Below are 21436 nucleotides of genomic sequence, written 5' to 3' on the forward strand. Positions count from 1 at the left end.
TACTACAAGAGATACTGAACCAAGTTCAGCATGACTTAAAGGTATTGTCCTGGATTCCTGCCTCCGCAGAAATGACATAGAACGCGCTTTAAAATTATCCGTGCAACAAGGCCGGTCATACCTACGAAGACAGGAACGCTATAGAGGATTTCAAGACAACTTGTCATCCTTAACTTTGTTAGGCCGGCTTTTTGCTTTACTAACGGCTTTTTCGTTATCTATCTTAATCACCTGTGAAGCAGGTAAAGGAAAAGTGTTTTCCTCCTCAGAATCTAAAGGTTTGCTACTAAGTAGATTTTTAATCTGCTGCCCTGATAATGTTTCATACTCTATTAAAGCTTTAGCAAGTATATGCAATTGCTCAATATGCTTAGTTAAAATATTTTTTGCAAAATCATACCCTTCAGTAATAATTTTTTTCACCTCGAAATCTATTAATTCAGAAGTTTTTTCTGATCTTTCATCGTTACTTCTTCTGGTATATAAATCTTCATTGTTAGAGCCATAAAATATTGGTCCAACCGCATTACTTAAACCCCAGTCGGTAACCATGGCTTTGGCCATTCTAGTTGCCATTTGTATATCTGACGATGCACCAGAAGTTACTTTATCTTCACCAAATATAATTTCTTCGGCTACTCTGCCTGCCATGGCAACTGCAATATCTGCCTTCATTTTGTCACGTGCCATTGAGAAACGATCATTTTCCGGTAATCTCATAACCATTCCAAGCGCTCTACCTCTCGGAATAATAGTAGCTTTGTGAATAGGGTCTGAAGCGGAACAATAGAGGCCCACTAAAGCATGTCCACCTTCGTGATAAGCAGTTAATTTTTTTTCTGCATCGGACATAGCCATGGAACGACGCTCTACTCCCATTAAAACCTTATCTTTTGCTTCTTCTAAATCTGTCATATCTACTTCTTTTTTGCCTCGACGTGCAGCAAGTAAAGCAGCTTCGTTGACTAAATTAGCAAGTTCGGCGCCTGAAAATCCTGGAGTACCTCTAGCGATAATTCTAGGTAAAACTTTAGAGTTATATTTTATTTTTTTCAAATGTACTTGTAATATTTGTTCTCTGCCGTCAATGTCAGGATTAGATACTGTAATTTGTCGGTCAAATCTTCCAGGTCTTAGTAATGCTGGATCAAGAACGTCGGGGCGGTTAGTAGCTGCAATAATAACAACTCCCTCATTTGTTTCAAAGCCATCCATCTCAACTAGCATTTGATTAAGTGTTTGCTCACGCTCATCATTGCCTCCTCCCATGCCGATACCTCTATGGCGGCCTACCGCATCAATCTCATCAATAAAAATAATACAAGGTGCATTACGTTTGCCTTGTTCAAACATATCTCTCACACGGCTTGCTCCGACTCCAACAAACATCTCAACAAAATCAGAGCCTGATATGCTGAAAAATGGTACGTTGGCTTCGCCGGCTATTGCTTTTGCTAAAAGTGTTTTTCCTGTTCCGGGTAACCCTATTAATAAACACCCTTTCGGAATTTTACCACCAAGTTTTTGAAATTTACTAGGGTCTCTTAAAAAATCGACGATTTCAGTTAATTCTTCTTTTGCTTCATTAATACCTGCTACGTCTTTAAATGTAACTTTAGGTCCTTTATCCGATAATAATTTAGCTTTAGATTTTCCGAAACCCATTGCCTTACCGCCGCTATGCATTTGGCGCATAAAGAAAACCCAAACGCCGATTAATAAGAGCATCGGAAACCAAGAAATAAAAATACCAAATAAAGAATTCATTTTTGTATCAGGTGGTACGACTTCAATACTTACTTCATTATTGTTAAGGCGGTTTATTAAATCAGGATAATCAGGAGCATAGGTAGTAAAAGAAGAACCGTCGGAAGACGTTCCTTCAATTATTCTGCCTTGAATTTTTACCGAACTAACAGTTTTCTCATCAATTTTCGATAGAAAATCTGAAAAAGTAATATTATTTTTTCCGCCCATTAAACTATCGGACTGGAGAACATTAAAAAGCAATATTGTGAAAATAAAAATTGCTGCCCAGATTATAATATTTCTACTTTGATTATTCATTCTATACAACCTAACAAAAATGCGTAAAGCGTGATACGAAGCTTGGATTAAAAGAGACTTCAAAAATCTTCTTTGAAACCTTCATTTCGCTATCATAATATGATATATGTGGTATTGCTATAACTTTTTCAAGTATTTTAATCACCGGCAGGGTAAATAAAATTGCTATGTGGTTTCTGAAAGTTAACTCTTTTAATAATTCAGTATTTAAATATTTTCGTATCATGCTATAATCTTTCATTGTTAAGTTAGTTATATAGTACTTATTGCTCTGATCATTTTGTAGAATACGAAATCTATTATCCCAAATCTTTTCCCTGTTCTGTAATATTATATTTTGAGGGGGCTTTTTACCAAATTCCCGATATATTAGTAAATTATTTTGTACTCGTTTAACAACGCAACCGTGGATAGTATTTTTAAATATTATAGTAGTTTCAATCAAAGTTAATATCGGAGCTAGTGAGTAAAAACGTGCAGTATTTTTATTACCGCTAATTATTATTAGCAAAAAACTAATTAGCTGCACTTTTACTTCATCAGAAAATTTAGCAAATTTTATCAAATTTAACCGAGCAAAGCCATATTCATAAATTTTTACTGATGCCGCTATTGCAGCTATTAGCTCAGGTTTAAATTTACTTTCTAGCAGTTCATTAGCTCTAGCTTGCCTTAGCTGTATATCGGCTTTAACATATTCTATGCCCTTAGCTAATTTTTTTCTAATAACATTACGTTGATATTTATCCGATAAGTTAGATTCATCTTCAAACCATTTAATATTATTAGCAATTAAATAATTAACCAGTTCATTTTTTGGGATGTTAAATAAAGGCCTGGCTATTTGGATGTTATTATACCAATTAATATTACTACTACTTAAACCGAATATACCGCTTTTACGTTCTAATCTTATACAAAAATTTTCAATATAATCATCTTCATGATGAGCTGTTAAAAGAATTAATATATCAAGCTCGGTGCATAAATTCGTCATTAACTCATAGCGACCTTCCCTAGCTCTTTCTTGCAAATTGGAAAAATTATTTTGATGATCGAAATGTAATTGATAATGAGGATGTCCTAACTTATCGCTGACTTCTTTAATATATTTGTTTTCTAATTTTGATTGCTCTCTTAAATTATGATCGACGGAGATAACAAATAATTTAATATTATGCTCTTTTGCCCAAATATTTGTAAGATGTAAAAGAGCTATTGAGTCGCTACCTCCTGAAACGGCAATGGCAATTTTGGAGATAGGAAAACTATCAACTAGTTCATTAATATTATATTGAAATTTTTGATAGAGCATGTGTTTTATATTTTCTTGTATAACTTAGGATGTTATTCTAAAATGCGATATAAAAAAATAGGGTAATAAAGCATGTCGCCAAAATTTATGAATTTTTACGAAAAATATATGACTTTTGCTGGAACGATAGGTAATCTTATGTTTTATGTACAAGCGTATAAAATATTTACTTGTAAATCTGCAAGCTCGGTTTCGCTGCCAGCTTTTACGATTAGTGCCGTCGCTCTTACTAGTTGGTTATTATACGGTATTTTTTTAAAAAACACTCCTATTATAGTAGCCAATATAGTAGGGTTAGTAGGAGCTTTAATTGTTTTAGTGGCTATAATGGTTTATTAGTGTCATACAAAAAGTTTGATACAGGTAGATTTTTTGGATTTACCTGTATCCCGTATTTCTCTAGGTGCACAGAGCCTAGTATACTCCCTCCCAAATTCATCTTTTCTAAATCTTTCTAAATTTAGCTAGACTATTTCGTATCTTTTCCACTCATACCTTGTTTCTCAGAATATATTATAAATAACGTTGCAGGGATTATTATTAAAGCACCATGTAAGGTAGTCTTGTCAGGAAATTCATTAAAAACTATATAGGCCGCCAGCGCTGAAATTATTAATTCTAAATACCTATAAGGAGCGGTGGCTGTAGCATCCACCAAGGTAAAAGCTTTAAGTAAAAAGAACAAAATTAGACTGCCGCTACAGCCCAGAATAAATAATAAAGTTAACTCGAACATTGTTGGGGTTTGCCAATATTGTACTGCAGGAGGAACCGATACTATAGCGGTAACTATTGCTGAGTAAAATAACATACTAATCATCGACTCTTTTACCACAAACTTTTTGTTAATAATATCTAGCATGGCGAATGATATAGCTGCCAAAACAAAAAACAATATTTCGGGATTAAAGTCTGAAGCATGAGGTTTTAAAGTTATTACAACTCCTATAAAACCGATTAAGGTTACTACCCATCTTTGCCAAATAATATTTTCGTTAAGAAAAAATATGGCAAGCACCAATGTAAATAAAGGTATTGAGAAGCTAATAACGGTTGCGGTAGTTACGGGGGCAATAGTAAGGCCGTAAGTCCAAGAGGTCATACCGAAGAATAATAACAATCCTCTTAATATATGAACAAACGGGCGGCTAGTTTTTAAAGTCTCTGTACCGTAATAAACAACAAACGGCAGTAAAATTAGTGCGCTGAAAAGAAAACGGAAAAAAGCTACTTCAAAACTATGTAAACGAATACCAAGATATTTAGCTATAATATCGTTACCGGCACTACTTATCAAACTTAGCACAAACCAGCTAATACCGATAAGATATGTTTTTAGCGTACTATTCATTAATATATACTCCAACTTTATTATTATTTAATTTAATATCTTGCTTTTATTATAGAAGGAATTTATCTTTTATGATAATATACTGTACATCTTTATAAAAATTTAAAAAAGTTTATATATAGTACAGCAATATGTTTTAAGCAAGAAAAGGTTAGGATTTATGATAAACATAGTTAAAAAATTAGGTATATTCGTGTTTATCGCGGGTATTAGTGTTAACAGTTTAGCACAAGCTACAAGTCATGATGATAGTTCGAATTATGATACGGATTATTATGAGAACGAAGGTAGCTTAACATTTAAAGTACGATTAAGTGGTATACAGTCTAGTGCATCTCAAAAAGGCTTGCCTGCTCCCACGTCTTCTACTCCAGTTTCAGTCGGCAAATTTGTTGAAAATGGTTATGGTGGTGATGCTTCAACTACTATATTTTTCAATAACTATTTTGCAGCAGAATTATCACTTGGCATAAATCTCTTACGTACTAAATATGCCTCTTTAACTAATATAGCAAATAATTACAACGGTAATGTTGAAATCGGAAAAAGAAAAGATCTTTATATGATTCCCGGAACCGTTACAGCTCAATATCATATCGCACCTTACGGCGGGATAAGACCTTATATAGGTGCAGGATATCACGGTTCTTATTTTTATAATCAAGCGAAAGGTTTCAAAATAAAAAATGGTCATGGAGCAGTTGCGCAAATAGGTGTGGATTTTTATGCCAAGGATGATACGTTAATCAATCTGGATGTAAGACAATTTTTCTTAAGTCCAAAAGTTACTTATAAACCAAATTTAGTCGGCACTAATAACGTAACTTCTAAAGTTAAGCTTAATCCTTTGGTGATTTCCGCAGGTATCGGTTTTAATTTTTAAGTGGTATATGGTCATTTAAAATATTAGGTTATGATATATTTAAGTATACTGCTCGTATTTCAAGAATTAGATTTTATTTTGATGGGTGAGTGCGCGCAGCTTATACTTAATAAGTGAGCACACGAATCCCTGATAAAATGAAATCTAATTCTTGAAATACGAGTAGTATAATGTCATTACAAATTATCCAGTTATTATATTTAGTTTCGGCGATTTGCTTCATTTTATCGTTAAAGTTTTTATCTTCTCCTAAACAGGCTCGCCTTGGTAGTTATGTCGGTATTGGCGGCATGATAATCGCGGTTGGTATTACTTTTACCCTTCCTGATTTTGTTCATAAACTTCCTATTATAATAACTATTTTAGCTGGCGGATTAGTTGGCGGAGGCATAGCTAAAAAAATTTCGATGACAGCAATGCCCCAGTTAGTTGCTGGGTTTCATTCTTTTGTCGGGCTTGCCGCGGTATTTGTAGCCTATGCTGCCATATTGTCGCCGGAAAATTTGGGAATAGGAATAGCGGGCAATTTATTGGTTAGTTCCTTAATAGAGATTTCTCTTGGAGCGGCAATCGGTGCATTAACTTTTAGTGGTTCGATAATAGCTTTCCTCAAGCTACAGGGATTAATGAGAAGTGTGCCGATGAAATTTGACGGTCAACAATATATATGTTTGTTAGTAATGGTAATATTGGTAATTTTAACAATATTATTTATTCGTTCGGAAAGTATATTTTTATTTAATCTAATAATAATTTTATCTCTGCTAGCAGGAATATTGTTAATAATACCGGTTGGCGGGGCCGATATGCCGGTCATCGTCTCAATGTTAAACTCTTATTCCGGATTTGCAGCTGCAGGAATCGGCTTTACGCTTAGTAATAGCTTGTTAATTATTACCGGTGCATTGGTCGGAAGTAGTGGAGCGATACTTAGTTACATAATGTGCAAAGCGATGAATCGCTCGCTCATAAAAGTTATTTTTGGTGCGTTTTTAGCCGCACCTACAAGCTCTAGCAGTAGCATCGATAACGATAAAATAGCAAAAGTAAGTTGTCCTGAGGATGCAGCAGGTTTATTACGTAATGCCTCATCTATTATAATAGTTCCAGGTTACGGCATGGCGGTTGCGCAGTCGCAGCATATTATAAAAGAAATGGTTGATATATTAGAGCGTTCGGATATTAACGTTAGATTTGCCGTACATCCGGTTGCCGGAAGGATGCCAGGGCATATGAATGTACTACTTGCCGAGGCGAATATTGATTATGAAAAAGTATTAGAACTTGAAGAAATTAACCGAGATTTTGCTAATACTGATGTGGTGCTAGTTATAGGCGCAAACGACGTGACCAATCCTGCTGCTAAAAATGATCCGACTAGTCCGATTTATGGAATGCCAGTGCTTGATGTAGAAAAAGCTCGAACGATTTTATTTATAAAACGTTCAATGGCTGCCGGTTATGCCGGAATAGAAAATGAATTATTTTATTACGATAATACTTTGATGTTGTTCGGCGATGCTAAGAAGGTTGTTGAAGAAATCGTTAGATTTTTAAATGATGATTGACTTAAAGCTAATGTTTTGTTAAAAGTAATAGTCAAGTGATTTGAACTCGCCTACATCGTCGCTCGTCGGCTCACCTATTAGTTATAGGCTTCGCTCCTCGCTCCTTGTATGCAAATTCAACTGACTTGACTATATATAAATTTGCTTATTAATAGAAGCAGTATAACACAAACATTTTTAAATAATATTAACTATCATGAATGCGCAGAAAATGCTACCGCTTCTTCCAAAAGCCACGGCTATATGGTTACTTGAGAATACTTCTTTGACTTTCAAACAAATTGCTGATTTTTGCGGTATTCATGAATTCGAAATAAAAGGCATGGCAGACGGCGAAGTAGCACAATCCATAAAAGGATTAGACCCTGTTGCAAACGGTCAATTAACGTTGGAAGAGATTGAGCGCTGTAACAAAGACCCGAAGGCCAGCCTACAAATTGTTATTAGTTCAGCTTATGAGCTAGTGAATAGTAAAAAAAAGCAACGTGCTAAATACACTCCTATCGCTAGGCGCCAAGATAAACCTAGTGCAATTTACTGGTTACTAAGAAATTATCCGGCTATTCAAGATAATCAAATTATTAAATTAATCGGTACTACTAAATCTACTATAGCAGCTATTAGAGATCGTAGTCACTGGAATATGCACAGTATTCAACCGCGCGATCCTGTGTTACTCGGTATATGCAGTCAGGTAGAATTAAATAAAATAGTAGAAAAATTAGAATTTGCTTTAGGAAAAGCCCTAGAACGAGAAAATACTAATTCTTAGTTTTGTATTTAAAACCCCGTCATTGCGAGGAGAAATATAGTTTCGACGTGGCAATTCAGTTCTTGTCATGCTGAACTTGTTTCAGCATCTCAATAATGGATCCTAAATAAATTCAGAATAACTTTTTTCTGGATACCGTGGCGAGGCCTCGGTATGACAAAAGAAAAGGCTGGATTCCTGCTTTCGCAGGAATGACATAGAATGCGCTTTAAACCTACCCACCCAATAAAACTATCCCTCTCTTAATATTATCCTTTTATTATTTAGCTTCTGTGAACAAAATTAAAATTAATCTGTTTTAATTCTTTTTAGCTGCAAATTATAAGATTTTTTAGAAATAGATTAGCTATTCCAGCAAAAATCTTATTAATTTTCGCATAAAAATAGCTTAAAATATAAATAATTTAAATTTTGTTCACAGAACCTAGTTTTTTTATTATTATTAACATTAATAAAATTATAAATATTTATATGTCATACAAGTATCTTATTATTGGGGCTTTAATTATTATTCTTGCCGCTTTGTGTTTTCGTAATTATTTGCCTTCTCTTTCATTTTTTAATAATAAACCTCAATCGGTTATGAATAATTATGAGGAAGAACTGGCGGCATGCGAAGAGGCGATAAAGCTAAACCCGAATGACTTTGAAGCGTATGTTAATAAAGGAAATGTTTTTTTTGATTTAGAAAAATATGATCTAGCCCTTGAATTATATAATAAGGCAATTGAAGTAAATCCTAAAGATTCCACAGCATATTTTAATAAAGGTATAGTGTTTAACGAATTAGGAGAATACGAGCTAGCTATTGAGGCATATAATAAAGCAATTAAGGTAGATCCTGACAATTTTGAACGATATTATAACCTAGCAAATATTTTACTTGATTTAGAAAAGTATGATTTGGCAATTGAAGCATACAATAAAGTAATTAAATTAAATCCTGATTATGGAAAGGCATATCTTAATAAAGGTATAGTATTAGGAAAATTAGGTAAATATAATTTATCTCTTAAGTTATTTGATAAAGCAATTGAGTTAACTCCTCATAATCCCAAAGCATATTTTAATAAAGGCATGACATTACAAGAATTAGGAAAATATGATTTAGCTATCAAAGCATATAATAAAGCAATAGAGCTAGATTCCTATAAGCCTGATGCTTATGTTAATAAGGGAATAATATTTGGCATACTAAATGAGTACGATTTATCTATTGAGACATATAATGAAGCGATTAAGTTATACCCTAATTACTATAATGCCTATTTTAATAAAGGTACTACATTGTTATACGAATTTAAAAAATATAATTTAGCTATTGAAGCATTTAATGAAGCAATTGAGCTAAATCCTAAAGAACCCGATGTATACTTCAATCAAGGTACGGCTTTAGAAAAATTAGGCAAATACGACTTAGCTATTGAATCCTATAACAAAGCACTAGAACTAAATCCAAATGACTCGGAAGCAAAAACTCGAAAACAAGCGATATTAGATATACAAAAAGCTAAATCATAATTACACGGAAATATTTATATGCAGCAATTTAGTATTTATCAAACGACGCAGGAGTTGTTATTGAAAGCAATAATTCTTTTGGTAGAGAAATGCTATCACGGTAACCTTAAAAGTGTTGTTTTAGTAGCGGATAGTGAACAGCAAGAATTGTTAAACAAAACACTTTGGACATATTCAAGAAGGCAATTTATCCCGCACGGCAGTAAGCTTGACCCACTACCTGAAAAACAACCTGTATATATTACCGATGAGCTACAAAACCCTAATGACGCTAGCGTTTTATTAATTATTTCGCCTGCTCATTTAGAGAAGATTTTACAGAATAAAGAATATATTAATCACTTTCAAAGAATAATTATAATTTATGATGCACCAATCGAGTTAAAAGAATTGGTTTTAAAGGTGGAGAAACTAACTGTTGCGGAAAAGTTAGTTGATTGCTATAAACAAAATCCAAACAGCTCGTGGGTGAAGGTGGATATTTGAATACGTTATCGTCATGCCGTGGCTTGACCACGGCATGACAAGAGAAAAAGCTGGATTCCCGTCTTCACAGGAATGACAAAGGAGGAGTAGGAATGATATCCTATATACCAGAGTGATCAAAACATTACAAAATATGAAAAAACTATCATTTCAACAAATTATCCTAACCCTACAAAATTATTGGCAGGATTATGGTTGTGCGATTTTGCAGCCTTATGATGCACATGTCGGAGCGGGTACGTTCCACCCTGCGACAGTGCTGCGCTCGCTTGGTACTAAGCCGTGGAATGTGGCATATGTTCAGCCCTCAAGACGTCCAGGTGATAGTCGTTATGCAATGCACCCCAATAGAATGCAGCATTATTATCAATTTCAGGTCATCTTAAAACCCTCCCCCGATAATATTCAAGAGCTATATCTTAAAAGCTTAGAATGTTTAGGTATAGATTTAAAAACTCACGATATTAGATTTGTTGAAGATGATTGGGAGTCGCCGACTATCGGAGCTTCAGGGCTTGGTTGGGAAGTATGGTGTAATGGTATGGAAGTCTCGCAATTTACTTATATGCAGCAAATTGGCGGAATTGAATGCCGTCCTGTTGCCGGTGAGATTACTTATGGATTAGAGCGGTTAGCTTTATATATCCAAGGTATCGATGAGGTAAAAAATCTTGATTGGAACGGACAAACGGGTGAAAAAGCCTTAAAATACGGTGAAGTTGATTTTGAAGCAGAAAAACAGTTTTCCGAATTTAATTTAGAGCTGGCAGATAGTGATATGCTGCTAAGGCATTTTACTGATTATGAACAGCAATGCGCAGTATTAATTGAAAAAAATTTACCGTTACCTGCTTATTATTATTGTAGCCAGGCAAGCCATGTATTTAACCTGTTAAATGCTCGTGGTGTAATTAGTGTAACCGAGCGTGCTGCTTATATTTTAAGAGTACGTAATTTGGCAAAATTATGCTGTGGTAAATGGTTGGAGATGAATCAATGAGTGAATTATTATTAGAGCTTTTTAGTGAAGAAATACCGGCTTTTATGCAGAAAGGCGCCGAAGAGGCATATTTAAGTATCTTTACAAAAATTTTTGAAGAACAAGAAATATTTGCCAAAGTTCAGGTATTTTCAGGATCTCGTAGAATTACGGTTCATGTCACTCATTTACCGCAAGCTATTTTGCCGCAGGAAATAGAGATTAAAGGTCCGGCAGTAGAGGCTTCTGACGCTGCTATTCAAGGATTTTGTAAAGCTCATAATACTAGTAAATTAAAACTTTCTACTAAATTAATAAATAATCATTTATATTATTTTTTCGTTAAAAAAATAGCTGAAAAAGATACGAAAGAAATTTTACCGGAAATTATAGTTGCAGCTATTAATAGATATAGCTGGCCGAAATCGATGTATTGGGGGGATTATAAAATAAAATGGATTCGTCCCTTGCGTAATATCTTATGTATATTTGACGGTGAAATATTACCTTTAAAATTTGGTCATTTAACGGCTAATAATATTACCTATGCCCACAGGCTTAAAGATAATAAAGCCATAACAATTAATAATTTTGCTGAATATAAAAGTAAGCTTTTAGAAAATGATGTTATTTTAGAAAGATTAGAACGACAAGAAATGATCAGAATCGGTTTGCTTGAATTTGCAAATTCTCATAATTTAAGTTTGAAAGAAGATGAGCGTTTAATTGAAGAAGTAGCGGGGCTTGCTGAATTTCCTGTGGTAATGATCGGCAAGGTACCAGAAAAATTTTTAAAATTACCTAAAGAAGTGCTGATTTCTTCAATGCGAACTCATCAAAAATATTTTTGTTTGTTTGATAATAAAGGTAATTTTGCGCCATATTTTTTATTTATAGCTAACGGCAAATTTGCTGAGTCTGAGTTAGTTATTAAAGGTAATGAAAAAGTATTAGCGGCAAGGCTTGCCGATGCTTTATATTTCTATAAACAGGATTTATCTCATACCCTCGAATCACGATTGCCAAAAGTTGAGAGAGTAACATTTCATGCCAAGCTTGGTAATTTAAAGCAAAAAACGGCAAGGCTAGAAAGGATTTGTTATTATTTAGCTCCACAAAATAAATCACTACATTTAGCGGCTAAACTTTGCAAAAGTGATTTAGTTAGTGAAATGGTGGGAGAGTTTCCGGAATTACAAGGGATTATGGGTTATTATTATGCAACGCATGAAGGGCTTGAAGAGGAAGTAGCTAATGCAATTAGAGACCATTATAAACCGCAAGGCCCTTCAGATAATGTACCTACCGGCAACGCAGCGTTGCTAGCGATGGCCGATAAATTAGACAGCTTAGTTGGATTGATGTTAGCAGGTGAAGCCCCTAGCAGTTCAGGTGATCCTTACGCATTAAGACGCCAAGCACTTGGCATAATTAGAATAATATTAGAGAATAAGCTGCAAATAAATATTATAAAATTAATTAATTTTGCTGCTGATTTATATAAAGATTTATCTAGTAAGGATAATGATTTAATAAATTCATTCTTTGAAGAGCGAGCAAAATTTTATTTTAAGAATCGATATGATAGTTCATTAATTAATGCTGTACTCGATTTAAAAACAGATAATGATTTAGTTAATACCCAATTAAAACTTGATGCTTTACAAAAATTCCTAGCGAATGATGAAGGAAAAGAATTATTAAACGTTTATAAAAGAGTGAGTAATATTTTAGGTGAGAAGAGAATAGATGGCGAAATTGATACTAATATTTTTACTTCGAAATATGAAAAAGAATTATTTAACTTAATAACAAATCTTTCCGATCAAATTATGAATAGTGTTACTAATAAAGATTTTACCCAAGCTTTAACTTTATTAACTTCACTATTAGCGCCTGTTGCGGGCTTCTTTGATAATGTCCTTGTTAATGATGAAGACTCTAAAATTGCCAATAATCGCTTATTATTATTACAGGTAATATATAGTTTATTTCATAAAGTAGCAAAATTTAATTGTTTATGAATAAATTTCCGATGTCATTCCCGCGAAGGCATACTTATGTAGATATTCTAAGCGTCATTGCGAGCGACTATAAGGAGTGCGGCAATCTAAAAATAATAATTTCTCTGGTATTCTTTGCTATTTTTTCTAGATTGCCGCGTCGAGGTTATGCCTCTCCTCGCAATGACGTTTGATTATATGTATGAGCAAAATATGATCAATAAAGCAGCGAAATTTATTAGAGAAGGAAGAGTGGTTGCTTTTCCGACCGAAACAGTCTACGGGCTCGGAGCTGATGCTACCAATGAAGAAGCTTGCTTAAAAATCTTTCGGCTAAAAAATCGCCCTGCTATTAATCCACTAATTGTTCATGTGGCAAGCCTAGAACAAGCCAAAACTATTGGTGAGTTTAATGAAATTGCCGAGCTTCTAGCAACCAAACTCTGGCCCGGTCCTTTATCGTTAGTTGTGCCTTTAAAAGATATTGCAAATATAGCAGCGGCAGTTACGGCAGGACTTAAAACCGTAGCATTGCGTATGCCTGCTCACCCTTTAGCTTTAGAATTAATAGAAAAATCAGGAAAGCCAATTGCGGCGCCGAGTGCTAACCCTTCTAATTATATTAGTCCGACTAACGAGCAGCATGTTCAGGAACATTTTTTAGATAATCCAGAAGTTTTTATTTTATCGCCTGAATCCTATCAATCTAAATATGGTTTAGAGTCGACAATAATAGATACAACTTTAGAGCAGCCAACAATTTTAAGAGAAGGATTTATTACCGCGGAAACGTTAGAAAGAATATTAGGAATAAAAGTTTTTACTGTTGATTCAGCAGCAAAAGTTAAAGCTCCGGGAATGTTAGCTAAACACTATTCTCCAAAAGTGCCTGTTAGATTAAACGCAACAAATTTAGAAGATGGAGAAATAGCTTTGAATTTTGGCAGTAGCAATTTACAAGGTGAGTTTGCGTTAAATTTAAGTATAAGCGGCGATTTAGCTGAGGCGGCAGCAAATCTTTATACGCATCTAAGAACGCTGGATAACTACGCTATAAACCATAATATAACAAAAATTGCTATCGTTCCAATCCCTTCTATAAGTATCGGTATTGCTATCAATGACCGATTAAAAAGAGCTGCGTTTTAACACAATAGAGTTAAGGGTGAGTTGCAGTTTTTACCTCATTTAATACTACTTTATCAAAAGTAACAAAACGTCTTGAACTACATTGTTCGCCTTCAGCAATGATCATATAATCGCCAAAATCTGCTTTTCCTTTGCTATATTTTTCAAGTGCTGTTGTTATTACTTCTCTCTGTCCTATAGTTAGGCTAGGGCTATCGACAAGGGTTATTATTGCGTCATAAATTTCTTTTCGTGTAAATTTTTTTACTTTTAATACCCATGCAAACTCTAATATTGCATATGAAGAAATAAAAATAGAATTATTTTTTAAAAACGCTTGAGCTGTTTGTGCTTGTACTGCATCATCTTCAAGGAAAGCGCGTACCAAAATGTTAGTGTCAATTCCTATCATTTTCGATAACCGCAATACTGATAGCCTTATCTATATCAACTTTTTCATTTTGTACTCTATGCTTACCTTTGCCAAAAAATTTATCAATATTTTTTTGTATTGGGTATAACTCTAATACTTTATTATTTTTATAATTGATAATTAATTCAGAGCCTGAATGTAGTCCAAGTTTCGTTCTTATATTTTTAGGTATGACCACTTGACCTTTTGAAGAAACTATAACTTTATTGTTCATAAAATAATGTAAGTTGTATTGACTTACTTTATTAAAGTATATTTTATTATTTCTGTCAATGTATAATTTAATTAGGTGTACAGAGCTTAAGTCTAATTCTCACAATATTTTTCTATTAAAGAGTCCAAAATAGCCGCTGTTTCACTGTCTAAAATCCCTGAGAAATTACTAGGACGAAAATGTATTTGAAAAGAAGTTATTACTTGATGTGTTTGAGAATCCATTATGCCGGTGGCTTCAAGTCCATAGCCGTATTTTATAAATTTTTCCTGAATAGTTTTTATATCAAGAATATCTATATGAGGCATTAAAGATTTAACTTTTCCTACGTCATACCAAGCGCCTATGCCATTATCATAAAGTTGTTTCCATGGAAATAAAGGTCCTGGGTCCACTTTTCTGCTCGGCGCAATATCGGAATGAGCTATAATATCCGTGGGCTTAATATCGTAATTGTGAATAATTTGCTGGCATAAATTAATTACGCTATTAATTTGTTCTAGAGGATAAGGATGCCAAATTTTCTGATTTTTTTCATCTAGAGTAAAGCCTAAATTAACGATTTCAATACCGATTGAAGTGTCATTAATATTATTGCGTCCTTTCCAGTTGCTAACCCCTGCATGCCAAGCTCTATTTTGTTCTTCTACTAGCTGAAATATATGATTCGGATTTTGATCGTTTACTAAATAATGAGCACTTACCCTTGATCCAGTCAAGGATTCAATAGATTTTTCAAAATTCTGCTCAGTGTAATGTAATATTAAAAATTTAATACGGTTATCAAAAATTGTTGCTTTATAAGTAGTTTTGTCAATCGTGATCATATATTTAGTTCTTTTTATTTATAAATATACTCTTATAATAACAATAAATTATCCATAATGAAACCATGAAGCTATATTTGTATAATACTCTTACCGGCAATAAAGAAATTTTTCAGCCTCTAGATAAAGATTTGATAAAAATGTATGTTTGCGGCCCTACTGTTTATGATTATCCGCACATTGGTAATGCCAGATCGGTAGTAGTATACGATATATTATATCGTTTGCTTAAAAAAAATTTTAGTGCAACGAAGGTAAAATATGTACGTAATATTACTGACGTAGATGATAAAATCATTACTAGAGCAGCAGAGCTTAAAATTACTATAGGAGAGTTGACTAAAAAAATTACTGCTGAATTTCATCAAAATATGAATTATTTAGGGTGTGAGCCTCCGAATTTAGAGCCGCGAGCTACTGAACATATTGATGAAATGATCGAGATAATACAAAAATTGCTAGCAACAAATCATGCTTATATTGCTGATAATCATGTGTATTTTGATGTTTCAACTGCGCTGAATTATACGGAGTTATCTAATCGTGATTTAGAGGAAATGACTGCAGGTGTACGCATAGAAAATAGTAAAGCAAAAAAACACCCGCATGATTTTGTCCTATGGAAGCCGGCAAAACTAGATGAATTTTTACAAGCAAATTTTGAAAGCCCTTGGGGGCTTGGGAGACCTGGTTGGCATATTGAATGCTCAGCAATGAGTTATAAATATTTAGGCGAGAATTTTGATATTCATGGAGGGGGTAGCGACTTAATTTTTCCTCACCATACTAATGAAATTGCACAAAGTAGATGCGCTTTCCCTGGTTCGTTATATGCCAAATATTGGGTTCATAACGGATTTCTAACATCAAACGGAGAAAAAATGAGCAAGTCTCTCGGGAATTTTATTACCGTTAAAGACTTAATAGATAAAAAAATTTCCGGTGATGTAATGCGGTTATTTTTGTTAACTGCTCATTATCGTAAGCCCCTTGATTATAATGAGAAAGCTATAGAGGACGCTAAAAAAACCATAGATTACTGGTATAGGGCAACCCTGAATATTAGTATAACGAGTATCTCTATCCTACCGCAGGATTTTATGGAAGCGCTAAATGATGATATGAACACTCCGCTAGCGATAAAAATAATCAATGATTATGCTAAGCTAGTTTTTTCTGCGTCAAATGAAGAAGAAAAGCGTGTTAATGCCTCTTCTCTTCTAGCTTGTGCAAATTTTATCGGGTTAATGATAACGAAACCGCAAGAATGGTTTCATGCCGGGATAGATGAGGTTTATATTAATCAATTAATTGATCAGCGGCTAGAAGCAAAGAAACAAAAAGATTGGTCGCTTGCCGACCAGATCCGTAAACAGCTATTAGAGGAAGGAGTGATCCTTGAAGATAAAACGGATGGCACGACTATTTGGAGAAAAAACAAGTAGACTCTTGTAAATATTGAAATAAATATATATAATAATAGGGCTTATATTTTAGATTTTGTTATGAAGTCTATTTGGTGTCATTCCTGCTTTCGCGGGAATGACACCAACATGAAAAAGCCCTAGAAAATAAGCAAAAATTCACACGTAAGATATTAGAGTTAGTTCGTTTATTGAAATGAATCACATCTTGCGGAGGTACAAAACTAACAATTAAAGAGAATTATCATAATGTCAAAAATACAACCAGTTAATATTAAAAACCTACTTGACGCCGGCGTACATTTTGGTCACAAAACTACCCGCTGGAACCCTAAAATGGCTCCCTATATTTATGGCGATCGTGATGACGTCCATGTTATTGATTTAAGGCAGACCTCCGTATTAATGGGTGTTGCATTAAATGCAATTTATGAAACGGTAAAAAAAGACGGTAAAGTATTATTTGTAAGTACTAAAATTCAGGCAAGCGACATAATCGCTGAATATGCTGAAAAATGCGGTCAATATTATGTAAATCATAGATGGCTTGGCGGTATGCTTACTAACTGGAAAACTATTTCTGGTTCGATAGAGAAATTGAATAAACTTGAAAAAACTTTAGAAAACGAAGAAGCTTGTGCTGGTTATACTAAAAAAGAAATATTAGATATGAGTCGCAAGAAAGATAAATTACTTCTTTCATTGGGAGGAATTAGAAACATTCATTCTAAACCCGATTTATTAGTAGTAATTGACACTAACAAAGAGCATATTGCAATTAATGAAGCTGTAAAACTTGGAGTTCCGATCGTTGCGATTGTTGATACCAATTCTAACCCTGATAATATAGACTATCCAATTCCGGGAAATGATGATGCGATCAGATCAATTAGGCTTTATTGTAGTTTATTTGCCGATGCAGCTCTACAAGGGCTTGAGGAAGCAATGAAAGCTTCGGGAGTTGACTTGGGAGCTATAGAAGATCATGCAGAAAGAAATAATAAATCACCTCAAAATATTTCTAAATTTAAATCAAATAAAAAATTCTCTCAAACTAAAAATATAGGTGAAGAGATAACTACCGAGTTTGAGCAGGCATTAACTGCAACACCGGATAAAAAGGAAGTTTAAAATAGACAACTAAGTCTTGTCATTATAAAGAGGTGTCGCAATAGGTTATAGTATGTTCGATATCATTCCCGCGCAGGCGGGAATCCAGTCCTGTCATCCTGAGCTTGTTTTAGGATCTACTAAAAAGATGCTGAAATAAATTCAGCATGACAAAGAAAAGCCTAGATTCCTGTTTTCACGGGAGACACCCTTACGTAAAATAGAACAAAATACAAGGAGAAAATAAAATATGAGTGAAATAAACATAAGTGCTGCAAGTGTTAAGGAATTAAGAGAAAAGACCGGCGTTGGTATGATGGACTGCAAAAAAGCCTTAGTTGAAAATAATGGCGATTTTGAAGCGTCTATTGACTGGTTAAGAAAAAAAGGTTTATCTGCCGCAGCAAAAAAAGCCGGTAGAATTGCTGCAGAAGGTTTAACTGGCGTAAAAGTTGATGGTCCGGTTGGTGTTATTGTGGAAGTAAATTCTGAGACAGATTTTGTTGCACGTAATGAGAAATTTCAAGATCTAGTAAAAAATATTGCCGATCTTGCTCTGAAAGTAAAAAATATTGATGAATTAAAAGAAGCTAGATTATCAAACGGCAAATCGATTAATGAAGAAATCTTAGAAAATATTGCTACTATTGGCGAAAATTTAACTTTGCGTCGTATAGAGAAATTAGAAATCTCGGAAGGAGTAATCGGTTCATATATCCATAACGAAGTTACAAAAAATTTAGGCAAAATTTCCGTATTAGTAGGGCTTGAGTCACAAGCTAAAGATAAAGCTAAGTTAGAAGAAATAGCAAAGCAGATCGCCGTTCATATTGCGGGTAATAATCCACAAAGTTTGGATGAAACAGGTTTAGATTCTCAGTTAATAGAACGTGAGCGCAAAATATTTTTTGAACAATCAAAAGCAGCTGGTAAACCTGATGATATCATTGCTAAAATGGTGGAAGGAAGAATACGTAAATTCTTAGCGGAAGTTGTATTGCTAGAGCAGAATTTTTTATTTGAGCCTAAACTGCGAGTGTCTGAAGTTATTGCGAATGCTGCTAAGGAATTAGGTGCCGAGATAAAAATTACCAAGTTTATTAGATGTGAAGTTGGTGAAGGTATAGAGCAGGAAGAAAAAAACTTTGCGGATGAAGTAGCTTCTGTAATGCAAAGGTAATAATTATATTATAGTTATTACAAGTGTGAATACTCTAAACGTCCTTGTTGTCATTCCCGCGTAGGCGGGAATCCAGACTTTTCTACCTCCGTCATTGCGAAGAGACATTTATGCCAACGAAGCAATCTAATGAAATTTAAGAGAGATTGCCGCACAGCTCAGCTCCTCGCAATGACGTTGGGGGTATATCCACGTATCCACGCGGGTAATGCCACCTCACAATGACAGTGTTTTTGTAATGATTTCGATCCATGCAACAAGGCTTATAGTCGCTTACAATGACGAGTCTGAATATTTTCTAGATTCTCGTTTTCACATGAATGACATCAAAAATTCAAAATACCTACAAAATGTAAAAAATACAATTATATGAATAGAAGTAGATTAATTTTTTCTACCGGGGTTGCTAATACCTTTGAGTGGTACGATTATGTGCTATTTGGTCATTTCGCGCCTATTATCGGAGCTAAATTTTTCCCGAATGATGATCCAAATATTTCTTTACTGCAAGCTTTTCTAGTATTTGCAATAGGTTATTTGATGAGACCAGTCGGAGGAATATTTTTCGGCATTATCGGTGATAAATTTGGCAGAAAAATCGCCTTAACTACGGCTATATTTTGTATGTCCATTCCGACCGTACTAATTGGTATATTACCTACTTTCCATACTATAGGCATTACGGCCACTATATTAATGCTCATTGTTCGGATGCTACAAGGTCTTTCTATGGGCGGAGCACTTACAAGCTCTATTTCCTTTGTTATCGAACATACAAATAAGAAACAGCGAGGTTTTACCGGTAGTATCTCGATGTCGAGTATTTGCCTTGGTTTATTGCTTGGTTCTTTTGTCTCTTATCTTACAAAAAATATTTTAACCGCTGATCAATTTGACTATTTCGGCTGGAGAATTCCGTTTTTGCTGGGCTTTTTTATATTATTTGCCGGTCTCTATATTCAAAAATATGCTCCTGAAACTCCTGATTTTAAAAATCTTAAAAAACAGCATAAAGTTTTACAGTCACCTCTAAAAAAAGTGTTGGTTAAACATTGGTTTGATATACTAGTATCTATATTTATTAACGCTCCCGGTTCATTAATATTTTATCTGCATGCAATTTACCTAGTCTCATTTTTAAAAATTAATCGTGGTTTTACAGAAAATGAAGTAAATAGCCTTGCTAGCATATGCTATATAATTATGGCAGCTATAACTTTGCTTAGCGGTTATTTATCGGATTTAATAGGTCGCAAGCGAATTTTTGTCATAAATTTATTGATTATTATTGCAGCAACGCCGTTTTTGATTAAAATATTTGAAACTGGTAGTTTTGTTGAAGTTATTATCTCGCAAATGATACTGGCGGTTTTAGTGGCTAGCTATATCGGCCCAGAGCCAGCGCTGCAGGCAGAATTTTATCCAACAAATATCCGGAACACTGCGCTTTCTCTGTCCTATAACACGGCCACTAGTATTTTTGGCGGTACTACCCCGCTTGTTTTGGAGTATTTAGTACAAAAAACGGGGCATGTAACTTCAGCGGTTTATTATATAATGTTATTAAGTATACTAGGATTAATTGCGTTGTACTTTTATAAAGATCGATCAGAAATAAAAGAACTATAAAGGTAAAATGTTAATTTTTCCTTGACCTATATAATAATATATGGCAAAAGAGTTTTTATTGATGTTATTCTTGCAAAAGCGTTGTTATGTGGGGTAACGAAAAAAATGTCATTGCAAGGCGTAGCAACGTGGCAATCTAGAAAATAATAAATTTTATAGTATGTTTACTATTTTTTTAGATTGCTACGTCGGTACTACGCCTCTCTTCGCAATGACGATGTTTTTACAATTATCTAACTCATAAAAAATAAATAAAATTTTTGCTGCCATAGCTCAGCGGTAGAGCACTTCATTGGTAATGAAGAGGTCGGAGGTTCAATCCCTCTTGGCAGCACCAGTTCCTCTAAGGGTTGTAGGGCTTTACGCCTCTACATTCAAAACTCCGTATGCTCCTTTTATTCGCCTTTTGGATTGATTTTCGAGTGGTGTGATAGCTCGCTAAGTATTGCTCGTGTGGATCATAATTATCATATTTATTATAAGTAGATGGTCATACCGTGAAGCCGACGTTGTTATATGGGTGTTATACCATCATTGTGAGGGAGA

The 21436-nt window shown here is 34.2% G+C and carries 19 protein-coding genes and 1 tRNA gene; 14 read left to right on the forward strand and 6 right to left on the reverse strand.

All coding sequences use genetic code 11. From position 1 onward, the window contains the following. Positions 1-150 precede the first annotated feature (150 nt). Both ftsH and tilS read right to left on the reverse strand, forming a co-directional pair. The gene (gene ftsH / locus OTR29_RS00590) at positions 151-2067 is read right to left on the reverse strand and encodes an ATP-dependent zinc metalloprotease FtsH (RefSeq protein ID WP_422228731.1); all 1917 of its coding nucleotides are present in this window, start codon (positions 2065-2067) and stop codon (positions 151-153) included. Between the two features lie 10 nt (positions 2068-2077). Beyond that, positions 2078-3382, reverse strand: coding sequence for a tRNA lysidine(34) synthetase TilS (gene tilS, locus OTR29_RS00595; RefSeq protein ID WP_422228732.1), 1305 nt, complete (start codon positions 3380-3382; stop codon positions 2078-2080). A gap of 72 nt (positions 3383-3454) precedes the next feature. Between tilS and OTR29_RS00600 the strand changes: the two genes are divergently transcribed. Continuing rightward, positions 3455-3721 (forward strand): SemiSWEET family sugar transporter, encoded by a 267-nt coding sequence (locus OTR29_RS00600; RefSeq protein WP_422228733.1) that lies wholly within the window; start codon positions 3455-3457, stop codon positions 3719-3721. Between the two features lie 130 nt (positions 3722-3851). On the opposite strand, the gene OTR29_RS00605 is transcribed toward OTR29_RS00600, so the two are convergent. After that, the gene (locus OTR29_RS00605) at positions 3852-4733 is read right to left on the reverse strand and encodes a DMT family transporter (protein WP_422228734.1); all 882 of its coding nucleotides are present in this window, start codon (positions 4731-4733) and stop codon (positions 3852-3854) included. Positions 4734-4893: 160 nt separating this feature from the next. Here OTR29_RS00605 and OTR29_RS00610 point away from each other — a divergent pair, with 160 nt between their 5' ends. The 8 genes from OTR29_RS00610 to OTR29_RS00645 all read left to right on the forward strand — a co-directional run bounded on the left by OTR29_RS00610 (position 4894) and on the right by OTR29_RS00645 (position 14094). Further along, the gene (locus OTR29_RS00610; RefSeq protein WP_422228735.1) at positions 4894-5616 is read left to right on the forward strand and encodes an OmpW family outer membrane protein; all 723 of its coding nucleotides are present in this window, start codon (positions 4894-4896) and stop codon (positions 5614-5616) included. 170 nt (positions 5617-5786) lie between these two features. Further along, positions 5787-7184 (forward strand): NAD(P)(+) transhydrogenase (Re/Si-specific) subunit beta, encoded by a 1398-nt coding sequence (locus OTR29_RS00615; protein ID WP_422228736.1) that lies wholly within the window; start codon positions 5787-5789, stop codon positions 7182-7184. Positions 7185-7380: 196 nt separating this feature from the next. After that, positions 7381-7956: a cell cycle transcriptional regulator TrcR gene (locus OTR29_RS00620; protein WP_422228737.1), complete on the forward strand. Its 576-nt coding sequence runs from the start codon at positions 7381-7383 to the stop codon at positions 7954-7956. A 471-nt stretch (positions 7957-8427) separates the two neighbouring features. Next, positions 8428-9477, forward strand: coding sequence for a tetratricopeptide repeat protein (locus OTR29_RS00625; RefSeq protein WP_422228738.1), 1050 nt, complete (start codon positions 8428-8430; stop codon positions 9475-9477). A gap of 18 nt (positions 9478-9495) precedes the next feature. Next, positions 9496-9963: a DNA polymerase III subunit chi gene (locus tag OTR29_RS00630; protein ID WP_422228739.1), complete on the forward strand. Its 468-nt coding sequence runs from the start codon at positions 9496-9498 to the stop codon at positions 9961-9963. A gap of 133 nt (positions 9964-10096) precedes the next feature. Further along, the gene (locus OTR29_RS00635) at positions 10097-10963 is read left to right on the forward strand and encodes a glycine--tRNA ligase subunit alpha (RefSeq protein ID WP_422228740.1); all 867 of its coding nucleotides are present in this window, start codon (positions 10097-10099) and stop codon (positions 10961-10963) included. Next, positions 10960-12966: a glycine--tRNA ligase subunit beta gene (glyS, locus tag OTR29_RS00640; protein WP_422228741.1), complete on the forward strand. Its 2007-nt coding sequence runs from the start codon at positions 10960-10962 to the stop codon at positions 12964-12966. The genes OTR29_RS00635 and glyS overlap by 4 nt, the downstream gene beginning before the upstream one ends. A gap of 192 nt (positions 12967-13158) precedes the next feature. Next, complete coding sequence (locus OTR29_RS00645; RefSeq protein ID WP_422228742.1) at positions 13159-14094, forward strand: L-threonylcarbamoyladenylate synthase; 936 nt, start codon at positions 13159-13161, stop codon at positions 14092-14094. 10 nt (positions 14095-14104) lie between these two features. Here the strand turns inward: OTR29_RS00645 and OTR29_RS00650 are convergent, their stop codons facing one another. From OTR29_RS00650 to OTR29_RS00660, 3 genes are all read right to left on the reverse strand, one after another. Further along, entirely contained in the window at positions 14105-14485 is a 381-nt protein-coding gene (locus tag OTR29_RS00650) for a type II toxin-antitoxin system VapC family toxin (protein ID WP_422228743.1), read from the reverse strand. Beyond that, positions 14472-14720, reverse strand: a complete 249-nt coding sequence (locus OTR29_RS00655) for an AbrB/MazE/SpoVT family DNA-binding domain-containing protein (protein WP_422228744.1) — start codon at positions 14718-14720, stop codon at positions 14472-14474. Before OTR29_RS00655 ends, OTR29_RS00650 begins: the two co-directional genes overlap by 14 nt. A 92-nt stretch (positions 14721-14812) precedes the next feature. Further along, complete coding sequence (locus OTR29_RS00660; protein WP_422228745.1) at positions 14813-15547, reverse strand: N-acetylmuramoyl-L-alanine amidase; 735 nt, start codon at positions 15545-15547, stop codon at positions 14813-14815. 65 nt (positions 15548-15612) lie between these two features. Between OTR29_RS00660 and cysS the strand changes: the two genes are divergently transcribed. The 5 genes from cysS to OTR29_RS00685 all read left to right on the forward strand — a co-directional run bounded on the left by cysS (position 15613) and on the right by OTR29_RS00685 (position 21227). After that, positions 15613-16992, forward strand: a complete 1380-nt coding sequence (gene cysS / locus OTR29_RS00665) for a cysteine--tRNA ligase (protein WP_422228746.1) — start codon at positions 15613-15615, stop codon at positions 16990-16992. Positions 16993-17220: 228 nt separating this feature from the next. Further along, positions 17221-18102 (forward strand): 30S ribosomal protein S2, encoded by an 882-nt coding sequence (gene rpsB, locus OTR29_RS00670; protein ID WP_422228747.1) that lies wholly within the window; start codon positions 17221-17223, stop codon positions 18100-18102. Between the two features lie 229 nt (positions 18103-18331). Then, positions 18332-19261 carry a translation elongation factor Ts gene (tsf, locus tag OTR29_RS00675; RefSeq protein ID WP_422228748.1) on the forward strand — a complete coding sequence of 310 codons (930 nt, stop codon included), beginning with the start codon at positions 18332-18334 and terminating at the stop codon, positions 19259-19261. 369 nt (positions 19262-19630) lie between these two features. Further along, positions 19631-20890: an MFS transporter gene (locus OTR29_RS00680; RefSeq protein WP_422228749.1), complete on the forward strand. Its 1260-nt coding sequence runs from the start codon at positions 19631-19633 to the stop codon at positions 20888-20890. Between the two features lie 262 nt (positions 20891-21152). Then, positions 21153-21227: transfer RNA gene (locus OTR29_RS00685), tRNA-Thr, on the forward strand. The last annotated feature ends 209 nt before the right edge of the window (positions 21228-21436 follow it).

The sequence above is a fragment of the Rickettsia endosymbiont of Halotydeus destructor genome, assembly GCF_049278075.1.
In the GTDB taxonomy this organism is placed as follows: Bacteria; Pseudomonadota; Alphaproteobacteria; order Rickettsiales; family Rickettsiaceae; genus Rickettsia.

Excerpts from the sequence above, each read along its gene's own strand:
- ftsH (WP_422228731.1), bottom strand. The coding sequence starts at position 2,067 with ATGAATAATCAAAGTAGAAATATTATAATCTGGGCAGCAATTTTTATT.
- tilS (WP_422228732.1), bottom strand. The coding sequence starts at position 3,382 with ATGCTCTATCAAAAATTTCAATATAATATTAATGAACTAGTTGATAGT.
- OTR29_RS00600 (WP_422228733.1), top strand. The coding sequence starts at position 3,455 with ATGTCGCCAAAATTTATGAATTTTTACGAAAAATATATGACTTTTGCT.
- OTR29_RS00605 (WP_422228734.1), bottom strand. The coding sequence starts at position 4,733 with ATGAATAGTACGCTAAAAACATATCTTATCGGTATTAGCTGGTTTGTG.
- OTR29_RS00610 (WP_422228735.1), top strand. The coding sequence starts at position 4,894 with ATGATAAACATAGTTAAAAAATTAGGTATATTCGTGTTTATCGCGGGT.
- OTR29_RS00615 (WP_422228736.1), top strand. The coding sequence starts at position 5,787 with ATGTCATTACAAATTATCCAGTTATTATATTTAGTTTCGGCGATTTGC.
- OTR29_RS00620 (WP_422228737.1), top strand. The coding sequence starts at position 7,381 with ATGAATGCGCAGAAAATGCTACCGCTTCTTCCAAAAGCCACGGCTATA.
- OTR29_RS00625 (WP_422228738.1), top strand. The coding sequence starts at position 8,428 with ATGTCATACAAGTATCTTATTATTGGGGCTTTAATTATTATTCTTGCC.
- OTR29_RS00630 (WP_422228739.1), top strand. The coding sequence starts at position 9,496 with ATGCAGCAATTTAGTATTTATCAAACGACGCAGGAGTTGTTATTGAAA.
- OTR29_RS00635 (WP_422228740.1), top strand. The coding sequence starts at position 10,097 with ATGAAAAAACTATCATTTCAACAAATTATCCTAACCCTACAAAATTAT.
- glyS (WP_422228741.1), top strand. The coding sequence starts at position 10,960 with ATGAGTGAATTATTATTAGAGCTTTTTAGTGAAGAAATACCGGCTTTT.
- OTR29_RS00645 (WP_422228742.1), top strand. The coding sequence starts at position 13,159 with ATGATCAATAAAGCAGCGAAATTTATTAGAGAAGGAAGAGTGGTTGCT.
- OTR29_RS00650 (WP_422228743.1), bottom strand. The coding sequence starts at position 14,485 with ATGATAGGAATTGACACTAACATTTTGGTACGCGCTTTCCTTGAAGAT.
- OTR29_RS00655 (WP_422228744.1), bottom strand. The coding sequence starts at position 14,720 with ATGAACAATAAAGTTATAGTTTCTTCAAAAGGTCAAGTGGTCATACCT.
- OTR29_RS00660 (WP_422228745.1), bottom strand. The coding sequence starts at position 15,547 with ATGATCACGATTGACAAAACTACTTATAAAGCAACAATTTTTGATAAC.
- cysS (WP_422228746.1), top strand. The coding sequence starts at position 15,613 with ATGAAGCTATATTTGTATAATACTCTTACCGGCAATAAAGAAATTTTT.
- rpsB (WP_422228747.1), top strand. The coding sequence starts at position 17,221 with ATGTCAAAAATACAACCAGTTAATATTAAAAACCTACTTGACGCCGGC.
- tsf (WP_422228748.1), top strand. The coding sequence starts at position 18,332 with ATGAGTGAAATAAACATAAGTGCTGCAAGTGTTAAGGAATTAAGAGAA.
- OTR29_RS00680 (WP_422228749.1), top strand. The coding sequence starts at position 19,631 with ATGAATAGAAGTAGATTAATTTTTTCTACCGGGGTTGCTAATACCTTT.